Source organism: Tenacibaculum sp. FZY0031, assembly GCF_036350695.1.
In the GTDB taxonomy this organism is placed as follows: Bacteria; Bacteroidota; Bacteroidia; order Flavobacteriales; family Flavobacteriaceae; genus Polaribacter.
In genome coordinates this window covers 161,349-175,882 of record NZ_JAZDVY010000002.1, presented here as the reverse complement: position 1 = coordinate 175,882, position 14,534 = coordinate 161,349, and the positions used below count along the sequence as shown (strand labels likewise).

Genomic DNA, 14,534 nt, shown 5'->3' with positions numbered 1-14,534 from the left:
CGCAAAGATACATCGAAACCTTTAAAAGGTCAAGAAGGTTTTCAGAATCCTTTTTTTTACCCTATGAGAAAAACTACGTTAATTTTATAGGCGAATCTTTTAGTGCTTTCCAAAAATTAATAACTTCTAGAGGGGAATTCATTTCTTTATCTAAATTTTCTCTTTTGGTTTTTTGATACTTAGGAATTTCAATGTTTTTAAAATTTTCAAACTTAGCATTGCTACCGTTTTTTTCATCCTTACCTATTTCCCAAATAACATTTGTAGCAACACCATTATCTACAATTCTACAATAATAAGTTTTGTTGGTAACTAAAGTTTGCCCTACTACATAACTATGTTCAGTCATGAATTTCTTAGCTTGAACAGCGTTGTTACTATCAGTTATAATTTCATCGTAAGTTTTTTGCGCATGTTCAATAAAATCATTGGCTGTTTTAGCTACGGTTCCTATTTGGGGTTTTCCATAGCTAGATTCACTTGCAGACTGCCATTCACCATTGCTCTTTTTATTTTTTGGATCAACATTTGCCATTTCTTGATACAGACTTAGTTGTAGTGAAGCACCCAGCATAAAAACAGTAAAGCCTGCTTTGGCATACTCTTTTTGCTGTAGTGCACCTAGCATACCTTCTGCACCTGAAAGAAAGGTTTGATCATACTTTTGTAATAACTTAAAAAGAGCTTGGCGATCTTCTTTATCCTTAATATTACTTTGTTGCAAAGCAGGCACATATTCGTTCTTAATTTTTTGAACTAAATTAGTTATAGCACCGCTAATTGAATCAATTTTACTTTGTTGTATTTCTTGTTTAACTATTTTGGTAATTTGAGCGTATACCTCGTCAAAATAATCAGGAATTTTTGGTGGGAAAATCTCGTCTAAAATAGCATTAGCAATAGCTCCTCCTATAGCGCTTAGCATTCCAGAAGCAATACCTTTTCCAATAGAAACAGCAATACTTGTAACATTGAGTTTTAATGATAAGGAATCTAAATTAGAGTATAGCTTTGAAGGTGTTGTAAATTCATACTCTTGCAGTATGAGACTACGATCGTTATTAAGCCCTATATTTTTGATTAAAAAGTATAAAATAGCTTTGTTAGTGGTAAGTTCATATACAAGAGTTCGTTTAGGGAAACTTTGAAATGCTTCTGATAGAAAAGTCATTCTACTACTCACGGTTACTTCGTTAGGAAGTAACGGGTATTCGTCGATAATGCCTCTTTTAAGACAATTCATATTTGGTTCTAATTCTTTTGGAATACTAGGAACATCTTCTGGTTTAGCCACTTTAATTTCTGTCGTTAAGTTCTCTTCATCAATAGAAATTGATGGTGCACCAGGGAGTCTTTTTTGAATAAGAGTATTAACTTTTACAGTGTAATATTCTTTAGGTGTTTTTGGCTGTAAGTTACCATAAACTAATAAAATATCAGGATTGATAGCACTTAGCCTTTTTTGAGTTAATTGAATCATTTTAATTAAATTTTGCAGTGAATTAATTTAATTTTTCTAAGCTAAGAAAACTAAACAACAAGTTTTTTAATTTAGGTATAAGCGTTATGTTTTTATGCATAAACTGATTAAAATTAACTGATTTTCGTAAGTTTGCTTTTCATAAATTTTCTGTATGAAGGAGCAAGTAATTTTAGTTGACCAGCAAGACAACCCTATAGGGCTAATGGAAAAAATAGAAGCACATGAAAAAGCGTTATTGCATAGAGCGTTTTCGGTATTTGTTTTTAATGATAAAAACGAGTTAATGCTACAACAGCGAGCTGCTGAAAAATACCATTCTCCTATGTTATGGACGAATACTTGTTGTTCACATCAAAGAGATGGGGAAACAAATATTGAAGCAGGGAAACGTAGATTACAAGAAGAAATGGGGTTTTCGTGTGAATTGGAAGAAGTATTTTCTTTTATTTATAAAGCTCCGTTTGATAATGGTTTAACAGAACATGAATACGACCATGTAATGCTTGGTAGGTTTAACGACGAACCTATTGTAAACCCAGAGGAAGTAGCTTCATACAAGTGGATGCCTTTAGAAGAGGTTAAAAATGATATAGAAAGTCATCCAGAAAAGTATACAGCTTGGTTTAAAATAATTTTTAAAGAGTCTCACAGTAAAATAGCTAAGTTCATTTAATATGCCTAAAGTAACAGTTCATAGAAAAGCACATTTTAACGCTGCCCATAGGTTATTTAATCCTAAATGGTCTGATGAGAAAAATTATGAGGTTTTTGGAAAGTGCAGCAATCCTAATTATCATGGTCATAACTATGAGTTAATTGTTTCATTAACGGGTGAGATAGATCAAGAAACGGGATATGTATACGATTTAGGTAAGTTGAAAGATTTAATTAAGTTAAAAGTTGAAGATGCTTTAGATCATAAAAATTTAAACATTGAAGTAGAGGATTTTAAAGACGTTAATCCAACAGTAGAAAACATATCAGTGGTAATTTATAATAAGTTACGTGTAAGTATTCCAGAAAAATTAGACTTAGAAGTTACATTATACGAAACCCCAAGAAACTACGTAACTTATAGAGGTACATAATTTATGATAAACCAATTACTACGATTTACCCCAATTTTAAAACAAAAAATTTGGGGAGGAAAAAAACTGAACCAACTACTTCATAAAAATTCTGATGGATCCAATATTGGTGAAAGTTGGGAGATTTCTGATGTAGATGGAGATGAATCTGTTGTGAGTAATGCTAATCTAAAAGGAAGAACATTAAGAAGTCTTTTAAAAGAGCACAAGCACGATTTAGTAGGTACCTATGTCTATAACACTTTTGGAGAACAGTTTCCATTATTAATAAAGTTTATAGATGCTAAAGAAGTTTTAAGTATTCAAGTACATCCTGATGACAATTTAGCGGGGCTTCAAGAGTCTTTTGGAAAGACAGAGATGTGGTATGTAATGCAAGCCGATGACGAAGCGAATATTATTATAGGCTTTAAAGAAAACTCCAGTAAAGAGGAATACATACAGCACCTTAATAGCAAAACTCTCTTAAATATTTTAAATGTAGATGAGGTAGCTAAAGGAGATGTTTATTTTGTGCCACCAGGAAGAGTACACGCCATTGGTGCTGGTTTATTAATTGCAGAAATTCAGCAAACTTCAGACATAACTTATCGCATTTATGATTGGGATAGGAAAGATATAGACGGTAATTACCGAGAACTTCATACAAAAAAAGCCTTAGAAGCGATTGATTTCTCTGCGAAGAATTCCTATAAAACTGCGTATAAAAAACAAAAAAACATAGCGAATCAGGTAGTTACTTGTCCTTATTTTACAACAAACATACTTCCTGTAAAAGGAAAGACGAGGGTAGATTTATCTAAAAAAGATTGTTTTATAATTTACATGTGTGTAGAAGGAGAGGTAACATTTTTTTACAAAAACCAACAGGAGGTTGTAAGAAAAGGAGAAACAATTTTAGTACCAGCATGTATTGATGGAGTAGAAATTTTATCAGAACAGCACTCTTCTGAGTTATTAGAAACATATATAAAATAAGCTTAAGAGAAAATCTCCTAAGCTTATAACAAACTAAACGACTGCTCAATCGATTTTTAAAATCAATTTCACAAAATAATTAAGATGCTTTTTTAATGGTATAGCCAAAAGTAGCTGTACAGATAATATTTTGCTTCTTTTCATCTTTTTTAGATACCGTTATATTGAAAACAATCTCAGTATCACTCAATTTTTTGATATTATTTTTAATAATAAGCTTATCATTAAGGTAGGCGTTATGTAACAGATCAAATTCGATGCTGTTAAAACTAACATTAGAAGAATCTGGATAAAAGCTTAAAGAAGTATTTGCGCTAGATTCAATTTTATCGTATAAAACTGATGTTTTTAGCACCTTGTTTTTGCTAAGGTGTTTTTTGTTAACTATGAATTGATTTGGCTGACTGTTTAATGTAATGTTTAACGTTTTCATAATAAGTTTAAGGATTAAGTATTAGTAATTCCGGGTCTCTGTAAAATGGATTTTGCACTGAGTACATTACAGTTGAGGCTAAGTGTTTTCTAATAGAGTTTCGATACTTAAAAGTGTTCATAATGTTTAAAATTTAAAATATTAGTAAATAAAAAAGGTGCTTTTTTTAAAAAGCACCTTTGGTTAAATTTATATTAAAATTGATTATTTAAAATCGATGTTTAAATCTGTTTTTTAGAGTGCTTTTAGGTACGTATACATACTGTTTGTGCATGCGGGCAACACACATAATCGAATTGATTGTGTTAAAAATAAACGTGTATGTGCCTAAAAGCGCCTTCATAGAGAACCAAAAGTAGTAAAAGTTTTTAATAATGAAACAAAACTTAAAAATATTTATTGTTAAAGTTTTATCAATGTGAGTTTTATAAGTGCTTTATAATAGTAGTATAAATACGTATCTTTGATACGTAAACACTTATGATTATTTATGAAGATAATAGCCATGATTCCTGCACGATATAGTGCATCACGTTTTCCAGGCAAATTGATGAAAGATTTAGGAGGGAAACCTGTAATTGTACGAACTTATGAAGCAGCAGTAAAAGCTAGTTTATTTGATGAAGTATATGTAGTAACCGATTCGGAAGTAATTTACAATACTATAGATAAGATAGGGGGTAAGGTACTAATGAGTAAAAAAGAACACGAATGCGGTTCTGATAGAATAGCAGAAGCAGTGGAAAGTTTAGAGGTAGATATTGTGGTAAATGTACAAGGAGATGAGCCATTTATAGACACAGTGTCGCTATCAAAATTGATTAGTGTTTTTAAATCTGATAGTAAAAAAGAAATTGATTTAGCATCACTGAAAGTAAGAATGACGAATGCTGAGGATATTCAAGACCCCAATAACGTTAAGGTAATTACAGATATAAATAATTTTGCCATTTACTTTTCGAGAAGTGTCATTCCCTATCATAGAGATAAAGAAATAACAGTCAGTTACTATAAGCATAAAGGAGTTTATGCTTTTAGAAAAGAAGCATTGATTGATTTTTACCATACTCCTATGACACCTATAGAGGCTGCTGAAAAAATTGAATGTATTCGTTACTTAGAAGTAGGAAAAAGAATAAAAATGATAGAAACCTCGGTGGAGAGTATCGGTATAGATACCCCTGAAGATTTAGAAAAAGCCATAAAACAACTTGAAAATGAAAAACATTAAAATTATATCCTTTGACGCTGATGATACACTTTGGGTAAACGAAACTTATTTTCGTGATGCTGAAGATGATTTTGCACGATTGCTGTCTGATTACGAAACAGAGAATAAAATTCATCAAGAACTGTTTAAAAAAGAGATAGAAAACCTTAAAATTTATGGCTATGGAGTAAAAGGGTTTATGTTGTCAATGGTAGAATGCGCTCTTGAAATTTCTAACTATAAAATCAGCCCTAAAAAAATGGAATCGATTCTTGAAATAGGAAAAGAAATGTTAGAAAAACCAATTGAATTGTTAGACGGTGTTGAAGAAGTGTTGCAAGAATTGCATGGAAAATACAAGCTAATTGTAGCGACCAAAGGAGATTTGTTAGATCAAGAACGTAAGCTAGCGAAATCAGGAATTTTAAAATATTTTCATCATACCGAAGTGATGAGTGAAAAAAAGAAAGCAGATTATAAAAAATTAGTAAAGCGCTTAGATATTAATCCTTCAGAGTTTTTAATGATAGGAAATTCATTAAAATCAGATGTATTACCGTTGATAGAAATAGGAGCCGCTGCAATTCATGTTCCGTTTCACACAACATGGGCGCATGAGGAGGTTAATGAAGAACAAAAATCAGACGCTTATAAAACAGTGTCTAGTATTACAGATGTATTAAAAGTTTTATAGATGAAGTACCTAGATATTGAGGACTGGAACAGGAAAGAATTATTTAAACATTTTCGAACTTTAGCAGATCCTACTTTTGGTTTAGTTGCAGATGTAACTGTATCTAAGGCTTATTTATCTGCAAAAGAAAAAAATCAGTCCTTTTTTGTTCGATACTTACATGCCTGTATGAAAGCTATTAATACAGTTGAAAATTTAAAATATAGATTAGAAGAGGATAAAATAGCTATTTATGAAACAATTAATGCTTCAGCAACGATTGCAAGACCAGATAATACCTTTGGGTTTTCGTATATAGATTATTCTGAAAATTTTGAGGAATTCAATTTTAACTTTCAAAAGGAAAAAGAACGAATTTTAAACTCTAATGAATTGTTTCCTCCTAAGTACTCTATAGGATGTATACATTGTTCGGCCATTCCTTGGGTATGTTTTACAGGACACAAAGAACCTTTTTCAGGAAATAAAAATGATAGTGTACCTCAATTAGCCTTTGGTAAAATAAAGCAGCAAAATGAAGAAATGCTACTACCTGTAGCGATAAATGTAAACCATGCTTTGGTAGATGGGTATCATGTAGGACAGTTTTTTGAAAAATTTCAAGAAGAATTAGATAAAATCGATTAGTTTTGCATCAAAATTTATAATTATGGCAAGCATAAAAAATTTAAAGAAAGATATTAACTATACATTAGGAGACATTATTAGTATTTGTCACATCACTAAAGAGTTAAATCCAGAAGCAGATAAAGCAAAAGCAGATGCTATTGTAGATGAGGTTATTGTAACTTTTGATGATTTAATAGCAAAAGTAAATGCAAAAAATGTTGAAGATAAAAAAGCTCACTACAAATCAGTAAATGCTGAGTTAGAGTCAAGAGCTAATGCTTTGATAGAAAAAGTAAATAATTTATAAATAGTGTAAATTACATGTTTACAAAGCGAGACTTATTTAAGTCTCGCTTTTTTTTTTGAAAAATTTTAACACTCACATTGGAATAAAATTTCGTAAATTACGTTCAGTATTTAATAATAGATAACCCCAATAAATATGGCAAGAGCTATGTATGAGTACACGAAAACTGTACTTCAAAAAGTTAGTTTTAACGCTGATTTATTTTGTAAAGAGCTTGAAAAAGCACTAGGTAGATTATTACCTTATGAAATAGATGAACTAACTATTTGGCTAAAACAATTTACGGCTAATAAACCAGATTTATATGTTTGTTTAGCCTTAGTCGATAAGTAAAAAAAAAGGAAGCTTAAAAGCTTCCTTTTTTTATTTTCGATGTTTCTTTTTTTCACCCTTTAGCTTTTTGATAAGCTTTCGGTGAAATTCGTGTTCAGCAACCTCTAAGGTGAGGATTTTTTTATCTGATAAAAAGATAGAAAGTTTATCATAAAAATTAGTCTTAGTTTCGTATCGTTCTTTTGAAACTAACTTAATTTTGTTGACAATTTCTTTAGATTCTTTATCGGTTAAGCTATCAATTCCTCCACAACTCAGTATTTTCTTTTTTATACTGTAGCGTTCTGCTTTATAAAGTTCAATCATTTTTTTGTCATATACATTGTATAGTGGCCAAAACTTATTGGCTTCTTCTTCTGTTAAGTTTAACTTTTCAGAAAGAAAAGCAACCTTAAAAGCTTTAACCTTTTCATAATTTCCTTTTCTTGTTTGTGCTTGAACAGAAAAGAAGGATATGAAAGCTATAAATAGTATAAGTAAATGTTTCTTCATCATTGTTCTATTTCGTTTATAAGTGTTGGTGTATCAACAGAATTTAAGTAATCTTCTAATGTTTCATCACTAATAGAGGCGAGTATATCTTCGTCTAGTTCAGAAGTGTTTAATGTTGCCGCAAGCTCACTATTGTCAATATCACCATATCCATTTTCATACCAAGATTCTATATCAGTAGTGGTTATATCTTCAAAAGTAATTTTTTGGGTGTTAAAATAATTAATACCGATGAAAAGTAAAACGGAAGCCGCAGCAGCTAGAGGAATGTACTGTAAAACTCTTTTACGTAATGAAATTACTTTTGGTTCAGTAGTTTGCTCTTTAATTAATCTCGATTGAATTTGAGCTTCAATTGTGTCAAAATAATCATCAGGAGTATTGAATGTTTTCTTTTTAGGTAAACTATCTATAAAAATAGAGGTGTTAATTCTTTCTTCAACTTCTTCAAAATAGTTTTGAGGAACTGAAAAACTACAATTTTTACCAGCTTTTTGGTTTATGAAATTTATAGTATGTTTTATTTTTTCATTCATTACCCTAGTAAGACTATTGTTTTTGTAAAAGGTTTAATTATAGTTCTTTATAAAATGTTCTATTTTTTTTGCAGCTATGTGATACGAGGCTTTTAAAGCACCAACAGATGTTTCAAGAACTTCAGAAATCTCCTCGTATTTCATTTCGTCAAAGTACTTCATATTAAATACCAATTGTTGTTTTTGAGGTAATGTAGCTATTGCCTTTTGTAAAATAAGCTGAATCTCATCACCAGAAAACCAATAATCGCTATCAAGGGTAGAAGTGAGTTGTAGTTGATAGTCGGAAATATGGATGTTTTTTTCTTTCGCTTTTTTGTTGATGAAAGTTATAGATTCGTTAGTAGCAATTCTATACATCCAAGAAAATAGCTTACTATCTCTTTTAAAATAATCAATATTTTTAAAAATCTTTACAAAGGTATTTTGTAAAACATCATCAGCATCTTCATGAGAAATCACTATTTTTCGTATATGCCAATACAATCGCTCTTTATATTGCGATACAAGACTTTTAAAAGCAATCTCTTTAGTGGTAGGTTGCTGTAATTGATCTATAAGTGTAATTTCGTCAATCAACTAAAACTGTTTAGTTGTTAGACTCTAAAGATAATAAAAGGTTTAAAAAGATTAATTAATTTCTTTTTGTGCAGCCAAATAAACGTTTTTCTTTGATGGTTTCAGATACTCCTTTTGGCAACATCTCTTCCCAACCATCTTCTCCGTTTTTAATCATTTTTAAAACTTTTCTAGAGAATATATGTAAAATGTCAGGATTAAAGTCTTTAATATCAATTAATCGACCATTATTTTTAAAGAATTTATAAAGCTCTTTCATCCTAGGGTGAACTTTTAGGTTTTCACTAGTAATGTACTCGCCAGTTTCCTCATTTTTATAAGGATACATATATACCTTTAAGTCTCTGTAAAAAAGTTTACCAAAAGCTTCTAAAATACCACCACTTAAATCACGGTAGTACTTTTCATCAAAAATTTGAATCAAGTTGTAAACTCCCATAGCAAGCCCCATTCGTTCTTTAGTATACTCGCTAAAGTACTCTACAAGTTTAAAGTACTCTTGATAATTGGTAATCATAACATTTAAACCAAGAGAACATAGTAGTTCAGCTCTGTCTAAGAAATCGCGCTCGTTAATTTCTCCTTCAGCACGAAGATTACTTAAGGTAATTTCAAAAATTATTTTTGTTTTTTTAGGATCTACTTTATTCTCGTTATAGAATGATTGTTTAGCACGCTCAAACATATCCATGTTAACCTTTGTTACAGGTCTGTAACTTCCACGAAGAGCCAAAATATTCTTTTTGTAAAGTACTTGTGCTGGTAGTAAATTATTACCGTCAGGACCAAACATTACAGCATTTGTCATTCCGTTTTTAACAAGCTGTAAACTCATTAAACGGTTGTCAACATACATAAAACGAGGTCCAGAGAAATTAATCATGTCAATTTCTAAGCGATCCTTGTCAATATTATCATAAAAAGATTTTAATAAATCTTTCGGATTATCATTTAAGTAATAAGCGCCATAAATTAAGTTTACACCTAAAACACCTAATGTTTCTTGTTGTTGACGCGCATCCGTTTCTTTAAAACGAAGGTGTAAAACAATTTCATTGTAATCTTCTAATGGATCTAATTGAAAACGAATACCAACCCAACCATGTCCTTTAAATTTCTTGGTAAAGTTAATTGTTGCTACCGTATTAGCATAACTAAAAAATAATTTATCAGGATGTTTTTGGCGGTCAAGTCGCTCCTCAATTAAGTCCATTTCATGCTTCAACATCTTTTTTAATCGGGGCTCAGTAACATAACGATTGTCTTTTTCAATTCCATAAATGGCATCAGAGAAGTCTTTGTCATAAGCACTCATTGCTTTTGCTATTGTACCAGAGGCTCCACCAGCTCTAAAAAAATTACGAACAGTTTCTTGACCAGCCCCAATTTCTGCAAAAGTTCCATATATATGAGCGTTTAAGTTAATCTTTAACGATTTCATTTTGGTAGTTGGTACAGTACTTATCTTTTGATCTCCTTTTAACGTAATTGCCATTTTGTTGTTTTTTGTTACGTAGTACAAATGTACTGAAATTACAAACGAACAGACAATTTTTGTTGTATTTTTGTGGTGGAAATGAAGAAAAAAAATCAAGTAAAAATAACTTTTTTAGGAACAGGAACTTCTACTGGAGTTCCAATGATTACAAGTAAACATCCTGTAGCTTTGTCTAAAAACCCCAAAGACAAAAGATTACGATCTTCGGTGCTAGTTTCATGGAAGGATGCTAATTATGTGATTGATTGTGGACCCGATTTTCGTCAGCAAATGATGCGTGAAGAAGTGGCATCAATCAACGGGATTTTATTTACCCATGAGCACGCAGATCATATTGCAGGCTTAGATGAAATACGTCCGTACTGCTTTCAAATAGGACCTGTACCTATATATTTAACAGAAAGAGTACTAGGGGTTTTACAAAAGCGATACGATTATATTTTTGCTACCGAAAATAGATATCCAAGTGCACCGAGTGTGGCTCCAACCATTATTTCACATAACGAAAGTTTTGAGTTAGCAGGAGTAAAGGTCAGGCCAATTGAAGTAATGCATGGTAACTTACCTATTCTCGGATATCGCTTTAATAATGTCGCATATATAACCGATATTAAAACGATTTCAGAAAATGAAAAAGAAAAGCTAAAAAATCTTGATGTTTTAATTGTTACAGGTTTGCGAAGAGAACCCCATAAAACACATTTTAATTTAGAAGAATCGTTAAGCTTTATAGAAGAGATAAAACCGAAAAAAGCATATTTAACGCATATAAGTGAACTTTTAGGGTTACATGAAGAGGTAGAAAAGGAATTACCAGAAAATGTGTTTTTAGCTTATGATGGACTACAGGTGTAGTATTAAAAATATCAATACTACAATCAATATAAATTACCTGAAGTAATTGATGATTTTAAAATAGCTTCTTATTTTTACTTTCAAATATTTATAGCATGAAAATTATTATATCGCCAGCAAAATCGTTAGACTTTGAAAGCAAAGCGACTACCGATGTGTATACACAACCTAGATTCCTAGAACAATCTGAAAAACTGAATAAAAAGCTAAAAACACTATCTAGAAAAAAATTGAGTGAATTAATGAAGATCTCTGATGAATTAGCTAGTTTAAATTATGATAGAAATCAAGATTGGCAACCCCCTTTTTCTTTAAACAATGCAAAACAAGCTGTCTTTGCTTTTACAGGTGAAGTATATAGGGGGATAGATGCTAACTCTATAGCAGAAGATAAAATTTCAGTTTTACAAGAGAAGTTAAGAATTTTATCAGGATTATATGGTTTGTTAAAACCGTTAGATTTAATTCAGCCCTATCGTTTAGAAATGGGAACTAAATTAAAAGTAGGAAGAAGAGAAAACTTATATAAGTTTTGGGATACTACATTGGCCGAGTCGTTAAATGAAGAATTAGGAGAAGGTGAATTGTTAATTAATTTAGCAAGTACCGAGTATTTTAAAGCACTTCCTAAAAAAGTATTGCAAGTACCGATGATAACTCCTGTTTTTAAAGATTTAAAAAACGGACAGTACAAAACTATTATGACATTTGCTAAGAAGGCACGTGGATTGATGGTACGTTATATTATAGATAATAATGTGGAAACTTTAGAAGAGTTAAAAGGTTTTGATGTGGATGGATATGGTTTTTCTGAAGAAATGTCTACTGAAACAGAATTAGTATTCACACGATAAATGAAACGAAAAAAAGTTGCTATTCTTTTTCTTTTAAGCTGTTTGTTAATTATTGCTTCTATTTATGTTTCAAATAAAGTAATAATTAATCATGCAGAAGGAAAACTATTTAACTCTACAGAAAACATCCCCAAAAATAAAGTAGGGCTGTTATTAGGTACAGCAAAGTATTTGTCTGATGGTAGAGTCAATTTGTACTACCAGTTTCGATTGAATGCAATAGTAGAGCTGTATAAAGCTAAAAAAATTGATTTCATTTTAGTAAGTGGTGATAATGGGAGTAAAGGATATGATGAGCCAACTGATTTTAAAAATGATTTGATTGAAGCAGGAATTCCTGAGGATACAATTTTTTTAGATTATGCAGGTTTTAGAACCTTAGATTCGGTAGTACGGGTGAAAGAAGTTTTTGGTCAAACCTCTATAACTATAATATCTCAACAATTTCATAACGAAAGAGCCTTGTACTTGGCAAACCATTTTGGTGTTGATGCAATTGGATATAACGCCAGAGGGGTTTCTGGAAAAAAAGCTATAAAAGTTCAATTAAGAGAATATTTAGCAAGAGTAAAAGTATTTGTAGATATTCTCTTAAATGTCAATCCTAAGTTTTTAGGAGAACCTATTGAAATAAAATAACCCTTAACAATCCGCTAAACGAACTGTAACAGCTAAGCCACCTTCAGAAGTTTCTTTATAATTTCTATTCATATCTTTAGCTGTTTCCCACATTGTATCAATTACTTTATCTAAAGGAACTTTAGATTCTTTAGGGTTGGTTTCTAAGGCTAATTCAGCAGCATTAATAGCTTTAATAGCTCCCATAGCATTACGCTCAATACAAGGCACTTGTACCAACCCTCCAATAGGATCACAAGTAAGTCCTAAATGATGTTCCATGGCAATTTCAGCAGCAACTAAACATTGTGACGGGGTTCCGCCTAATAATTCTGTTAATGCCGCCGCCGCCATAGCAGAGGATACCCCAATTTCAGCTTGACATCCCCCCATAGCCGCAGAAATTGTAGCGTTTTTCTTAAAAATACTTCCTATTTCTCCAGCAACTAGCAAGAACTTTTTAACATGCTCAAAAGTAGCGTTGTGGTTTTCTATTACTAGGTAATACATAATTACGGCAGGAATTACTCCAGCACTTCCATTGGTGGGAGCAGTAACGACTCTACCCAAAGAGGCATTTACTTCGTTAACAGACAGAGCTAAGCAGCTTACCCATTTTAAAATTTCACGGAATTTTACTTCCGTACTCCTAATAGCGGTAATCCACTCTTGTTGGTTGGTATATTCTGCTTCTTTTATAAGTCTTTGGTGTGTTTCAAATGCACGACGTTTTACATTCAATCCACCAGGTAAAATTCCTTGAGTATGACAACCAATATACATGCATTCTAACATAGTACTCCATATGCGATGTAATTCTTTGTCGATATCTTCAGCAGAATTAATTACAAGTTCATTTTGATAAACAATATCAGAAATGTTTACACTTTCCTTTTCACAATACGCTTCGAGTTCGGTAGCTCTGTTGATAGGAAAGGGGAAGTTTTGTTTGTTAATTTCAATATCTTCAGCAAGGTGGTCATCTTCCTGTACAATAAAACCTCCACCAATAGAATAGTATGTTTCTGTAGAAATTTCTACACCATTTGAATAGCCTCTAAAGGTCATGCCATTAGCATGAAAAGGTAAAAATTCTTTATTAAATTTTACAGAACCATTGGCAAAAACAATATTTCTTTCGTTATTAAAAAATAAAAATTCTTTGGTTTGAATATCGCTAATTATAACATCAATGGTTTCAATAGGAATATATTCAGGGTCAGCACCACTTAAACCTAATAAAACAGCTAAGTCTGTTGCATGCCCTTTACCAGTTAGTGAAAGTGAACCATACAAGTCTACTTTTATTTCTTCAATTAAAAGAAATTCATTGGTCTCTTTTAATTTTTGTATCCATTGTTGAGCCGCTCTCCAAGGGCCTAAGGTATGAGAACTAGAAGGTCCCACCCCAATTTTAAGCATGTCAAAAACGCTGATAAATTGCGACATAAATATAAGTTGTTTGTTGGTGGCTAAAATAAAAAAATCCTGTATTTAAAACTTAAATACAGGACTTATATTTTCTTAAAAAGAGAGCAACTACATTCCGTAAACAGACTCCTTATCAAATTTCTTAACTAACATGTAGTATACAACTGCACGATACTTATTTCTTTCAGACTTTCCAATTCTCTCCATCACTTCTCCAATAGCCTTATCTAATTCAGGTCCATCAGCTAAACCTAATTTTTTCATTAAAAAGTTCTTCTTAACTGTTTCTAGTTCTTTAGGGTCGCTACCAGATACTGTTTCTGCATCATTTTTATAAATAGAAGGCCCTAATCCTTTTGTAACAGCAGTTAATAACTCAGTGTTAGAACGAATATCTCTGTCGTCCATAAATTTTTTATAAAGTGCTACTTTCTCGTCAAATTTACTCATGATTTTTTGTTTAAAATTAGATATTAATTTTTTGTTCTTTCAAATATAGAAAAATAATTAACTCTTTCAAATATCTAAGTGTTAAT

The 14,534-nt window shown here is 31.3% G+C and carries 19 protein-coding genes; 11 read left to right on the top strand and 8 right to left on the bottom strand.

The window, feature by feature from the left end; genetic code table 11:
* Positions 1-73: 73 nt before the first annotated feature.
* Positions 74-1,480 (bottom strand): hypothetical protein, encoded by a 1,407-nt coding sequence (locus V1T75_RS03165; RefSeq protein WP_330487117.1) that lies wholly within the window; start codon positions 1,478-1,480, stop codon positions 74-76.
* Between the two features lie 154 nt (positions 1,481-1,634).
* Here V1T75_RS03165 and idi point away from each other — a divergent pair, with 154 nt between their 5' ends.
* The 3 genes from idi to V1T75_RS03150 are packed head-to-tail and all read left to right on the top strand — an operon-like array spanning position 1,635 to position 3,549.
* Positions 1,635-2,156, top strand: coding sequence for an isopentenyl-diphosphate Delta-isomerase (idi, locus tag V1T75_RS03160; RefSeq protein WP_330487116.1), 522 nt, complete (start codon positions 1,635-1,637; stop codon positions 2,154-2,156).
* 1 nt (position 2,157) lies between these two features.
* Positions 2,158-2,571, top strand: coding sequence for a 6-pyruvoyl trahydropterin synthase family protein (locus V1T75_RS03155; RefSeq protein WP_330487115.1), 414 nt, complete (start codon positions 2,158-2,160; stop codon positions 2,569-2,571).
* A gap of 3 nt (positions 2,572-2,574) precedes the next feature.
* Complete coding sequence (locus tag V1T75_RS03150; protein WP_330487114.1) at positions 2,575-3,549, top strand: type I phosphomannose isomerase catalytic subunit; 975 nt, start codon at positions 2,575-2,577, stop codon at positions 3,547-3,549.
* 79 nt (positions 3,550-3,628) lie between these two features.
* Here the strand turns inward: V1T75_RS03150 and V1T75_RS03145 are convergent, their stop codons facing one another.
* The gene (locus tag V1T75_RS03145; RefSeq protein WP_330487113.1) at positions 3,629-3,982 is read right to left on the bottom strand and encodes a hypothetical protein; all 354 of its coding nucleotides are present in this window, start codon (positions 3,980-3,982) and stop codon (positions 3,629-3,631) included.
* 490 nt (positions 3,983-4,472) lie between these two features.
* On the opposite strand from V1T75_RS03145, the gene kdsB reads away from it, so the two are divergent.
* From kdsB to V1T75_RS03120, 5 genes are all read left to right on the top strand, one after another.
* Entirely contained in the window at positions 4,473-5,213 is a 741-nt protein-coding gene (gene kdsB, locus V1T75_RS03140; protein WP_330487112.1) for a 3-deoxy-manno-octulosonate cytidylyltransferase, read from the top strand.
* On the top strand, positions 5,200-5,886 hold the full coding sequence (locus tag V1T75_RS03135; protein WP_330487111.1) for an HAD family hydrolase: 687 nt from the start codon (positions 5,200-5,202) through the stop codon (positions 5,884-5,886). Before kdsB ends, V1T75_RS03135 begins: the two co-directional genes overlap by 14 nt.
* On the top strand, positions 5,887-6,513 hold the full coding sequence (locus V1T75_RS03130) for a CatA-like O-acetyltransferase (RefSeq protein WP_330487110.1): 627 nt from the start codon (positions 5,887-5,889) through the stop codon (positions 6,511-6,513). It begins immediately after the preceding gene.
* Positions 6,514-6,535: 22 nt separating this feature from the next.
* A complete protein-coding gene (locus V1T75_RS03125) occupies positions 6,536-6,802 on the top strand; it encodes a hypothetical protein (RefSeq protein ID WP_330487109.1) in 267 nt (88 codons plus the stop codon).
* Positions 6,803-6,937: 135 nt separating this feature from the next.
* Positions 6,938-7,135 (top strand): hypothetical protein, encoded by a 198-nt coding sequence (locus tag V1T75_RS03120; protein ID WP_047789135.1) that lies wholly within the window; start codon positions 6,938-6,940, stop codon positions 7,133-7,135.
* Positions 7,136-7,165: 30 nt separating this feature from the next.
* Here the strand turns inward: V1T75_RS03120 and V1T75_RS03115 are convergent, their stop codons facing one another.
* Genes V1T75_RS03115 through V1T75_RS03100 form a run of 4 tightly spaced genes read right to left on the bottom strand, consistent with a single transcriptional unit; the run spans position 7,166 to position 10,237 of the window.
* Positions 7,166-7,630: a hypothetical protein gene (locus tag V1T75_RS03115; protein WP_330487108.1), complete on the bottom strand. Its 465-nt coding sequence runs from the start codon at positions 7,628-7,630 to the stop codon at positions 7,166-7,168.
* Positions 7,627-8,163, bottom strand: coding sequence for a hypothetical protein (locus V1T75_RS03110; protein WP_330487107.1), 537 nt, complete (start codon positions 8,161-8,163; stop codon positions 7,627-7,629). The genes V1T75_RS03115 and V1T75_RS03110 overlap by 4 nt, the downstream gene beginning before the upstream one ends.
* A 33-nt stretch (positions 8,164-8,196) precedes the next feature.
* Entirely contained in the window at positions 8,197-8,742 is a 546-nt protein-coding gene (locus V1T75_RS03105; protein ID WP_330487106.1) for an RNA polymerase sigma factor, read from the bottom strand.
* Positions 8,743-8,797: 55 nt separating this feature from the next.
* A complete protein-coding gene (locus V1T75_RS03100; protein ID WP_330487105.1) occupies positions 8,798-10,237 on the bottom strand; it encodes a TonB-dependent receptor in 1,440 nt (479 codons plus the stop codon).
* An 81-nt stretch (positions 10,238-10,318) separates the two neighbouring features.
* Here V1T75_RS03100 and V1T75_RS03095 point away from each other — a divergent pair, with 81 nt between their 5' ends.
* The 3 genes from V1T75_RS03095 (at position 10,319) to V1T75_RS03085 (ending at position 12,588) form a co-directional block, all read left to right on the top strand.
* Positions 10,319-11,095: an MBL fold metallo-hydrolase gene (locus V1T75_RS03095; RefSeq protein WP_330487104.1), complete on the top strand. Its 777-nt coding sequence runs from the start codon at positions 10,319-10,321 to the stop codon at positions 11,093-11,095.
* A 95-nt stretch (positions 11,096-11,190) separates the two neighbouring features.
* A complete protein-coding gene (yaaA, locus tag V1T75_RS03090; protein WP_330487103.1) occupies positions 11,191-11,949 on the top strand; it encodes a peroxide stress protein YaaA in 759 nt (252 codons plus the stop codon).
* Positions 11,950-12,588, top strand: a complete 639-nt coding sequence (locus V1T75_RS03085) for a SanA/YdcF family protein (protein WP_330487102.1) — start codon at positions 11,950-11,952, stop codon at positions 12,586-12,588.
* Between the two features lie 3 nt (positions 12,589-12,591).
* On the opposite strand, the gene V1T75_RS03080 is transcribed toward V1T75_RS03085, so the two are convergent.
* Positions 12,592-14,016, bottom strand: coding sequence for an L-serine ammonia-lyase (locus V1T75_RS03080; RefSeq protein ID WP_330487101.1), 1,425 nt, complete (start codon positions 14,014-14,016; stop codon positions 12,592-12,594).
* Positions 14,017-14,106: 90 nt separating this feature from the next.
* Positions 14,107-14,448 carry a DUF2853 family protein gene (locus tag V1T75_RS03075; RefSeq protein ID WP_330487100.1) on the bottom strand — a complete coding sequence of 114 codons (342 nt, stop codon included), beginning with the start codon at positions 14,446-14,448 and terminating at the stop codon, positions 14,107-14,109.
* Positions 14,449-14,534: the final 86 nt, after the last annotated feature.

Excerpts from the sequence above, each read along its gene's own strand:
- kdsB (WP_330487112.1), top strand. The coding sequence starts at position 4,473 with ATGAAGATAATAGCCATGATTCCTGCACGATATAGTGCATCACGTTTT.
- V1T75_RS03145 (WP_330487113.1), bottom strand. The coding sequence starts at position 3,982 with ATGAAAACGTTAAACATTACATTAAACAGTCAGCCAAATCAATTCATA.
- V1T75_RS03155 (WP_330487115.1), top strand. The coding sequence starts at position 2,158 with ATGCCTAAAGTAACAGTTCATAGAAAAGCACATTTTAACGCTGCCCAT.
- V1T75_RS03150 (WP_330487114.1), top strand. The coding sequence starts at position 2,575 with ATGATAAACCAATTACTACGATTTACCCCAATTTTAAAACAAAAAATT.
- V1T75_RS03165 (WP_330487117.1), bottom strand. The coding sequence starts at position 1,480 with ATGATTCAATTAACTCAAAAAAGGCTAAGTGCTATCAATCCTGATATT.
- yaaA (WP_330487103.1), top strand. The coding sequence starts at position 11,191 with ATGAAAATTATTATATCGCCAGCAAAATCGTTAGACTTTGAAAGCAAA.
- V1T75_RS03100 (WP_330487105.1), bottom strand. The coding sequence starts at position 10,237 with ATGGCAATTACGTTAAAAGGAGATCAAAAGATAAGTACTGTACCAACT.
- V1T75_RS03095 (WP_330487104.1), top strand. The coding sequence starts at position 10,319 with ATGAAGAAAAAAAATCAAGTAAAAATAACTTTTTTAGGAACAGGAACT.
- V1T75_RS03085 (WP_330487102.1), top strand. The coding sequence starts at position 11,950 with ATGAAACGAAAAAAAGTTGCTATTCTTTTTCTTTTAAGCTGTTTGTTA.
- V1T75_RS03080 (WP_330487101.1), bottom strand. The coding sequence starts at position 14,016 with ATGTCGCAATTTATCAGCGTTTTTGACATGCTTAAAATTGGGGTGGGA.
- V1T75_RS03135 (WP_330487111.1), top strand. The coding sequence starts at position 5,200 with ATGAAAAACATTAAAATTATATCCTTTGACGCTGATGATACACTTTGG.
- idi (WP_330487116.1), top strand. The coding sequence starts at position 1,635 with ATGAAGGAGCAAGTAATTTTAGTTGACCAGCAAGACAACCCTATAGGG.
- V1T75_RS03115 (WP_330487108.1), bottom strand. The coding sequence starts at position 7,630 with ATGATGAAGAAACATTTACTTATACTATTTATAGCTTTCATATCCTTC.
- V1T75_RS03125 (WP_330487109.1), top strand. The coding sequence starts at position 6,536 with ATGGCAAGCATAAAAAATTTAAAGAAAGATATTAACTATACATTAGGA.
- V1T75_RS03120 (WP_047789135.1), top strand. The coding sequence starts at position 6,938 with ATGGCAAGAGCTATGTATGAGTACACGAAAACTGTACTTCAAAAAGTT.
- V1T75_RS03075 (WP_330487100.1), bottom strand. The coding sequence starts at position 14,448 with ATGAGTAAATTTGACGAGAAAGTAGCACTTTATAAAAAATTTATGGAC.
- V1T75_RS03130 (WP_330487110.1), top strand. The coding sequence starts at position 5,887 with ATGAAGTACCTAGATATTGAGGACTGGAACAGGAAAGAATTATTTAAA.
- V1T75_RS03110 (WP_330487107.1), bottom strand. The coding sequence starts at position 8,163 with ATGAATGAAAAAATAAAACATACTATAAATTTCATAAACCAAAAAGCT.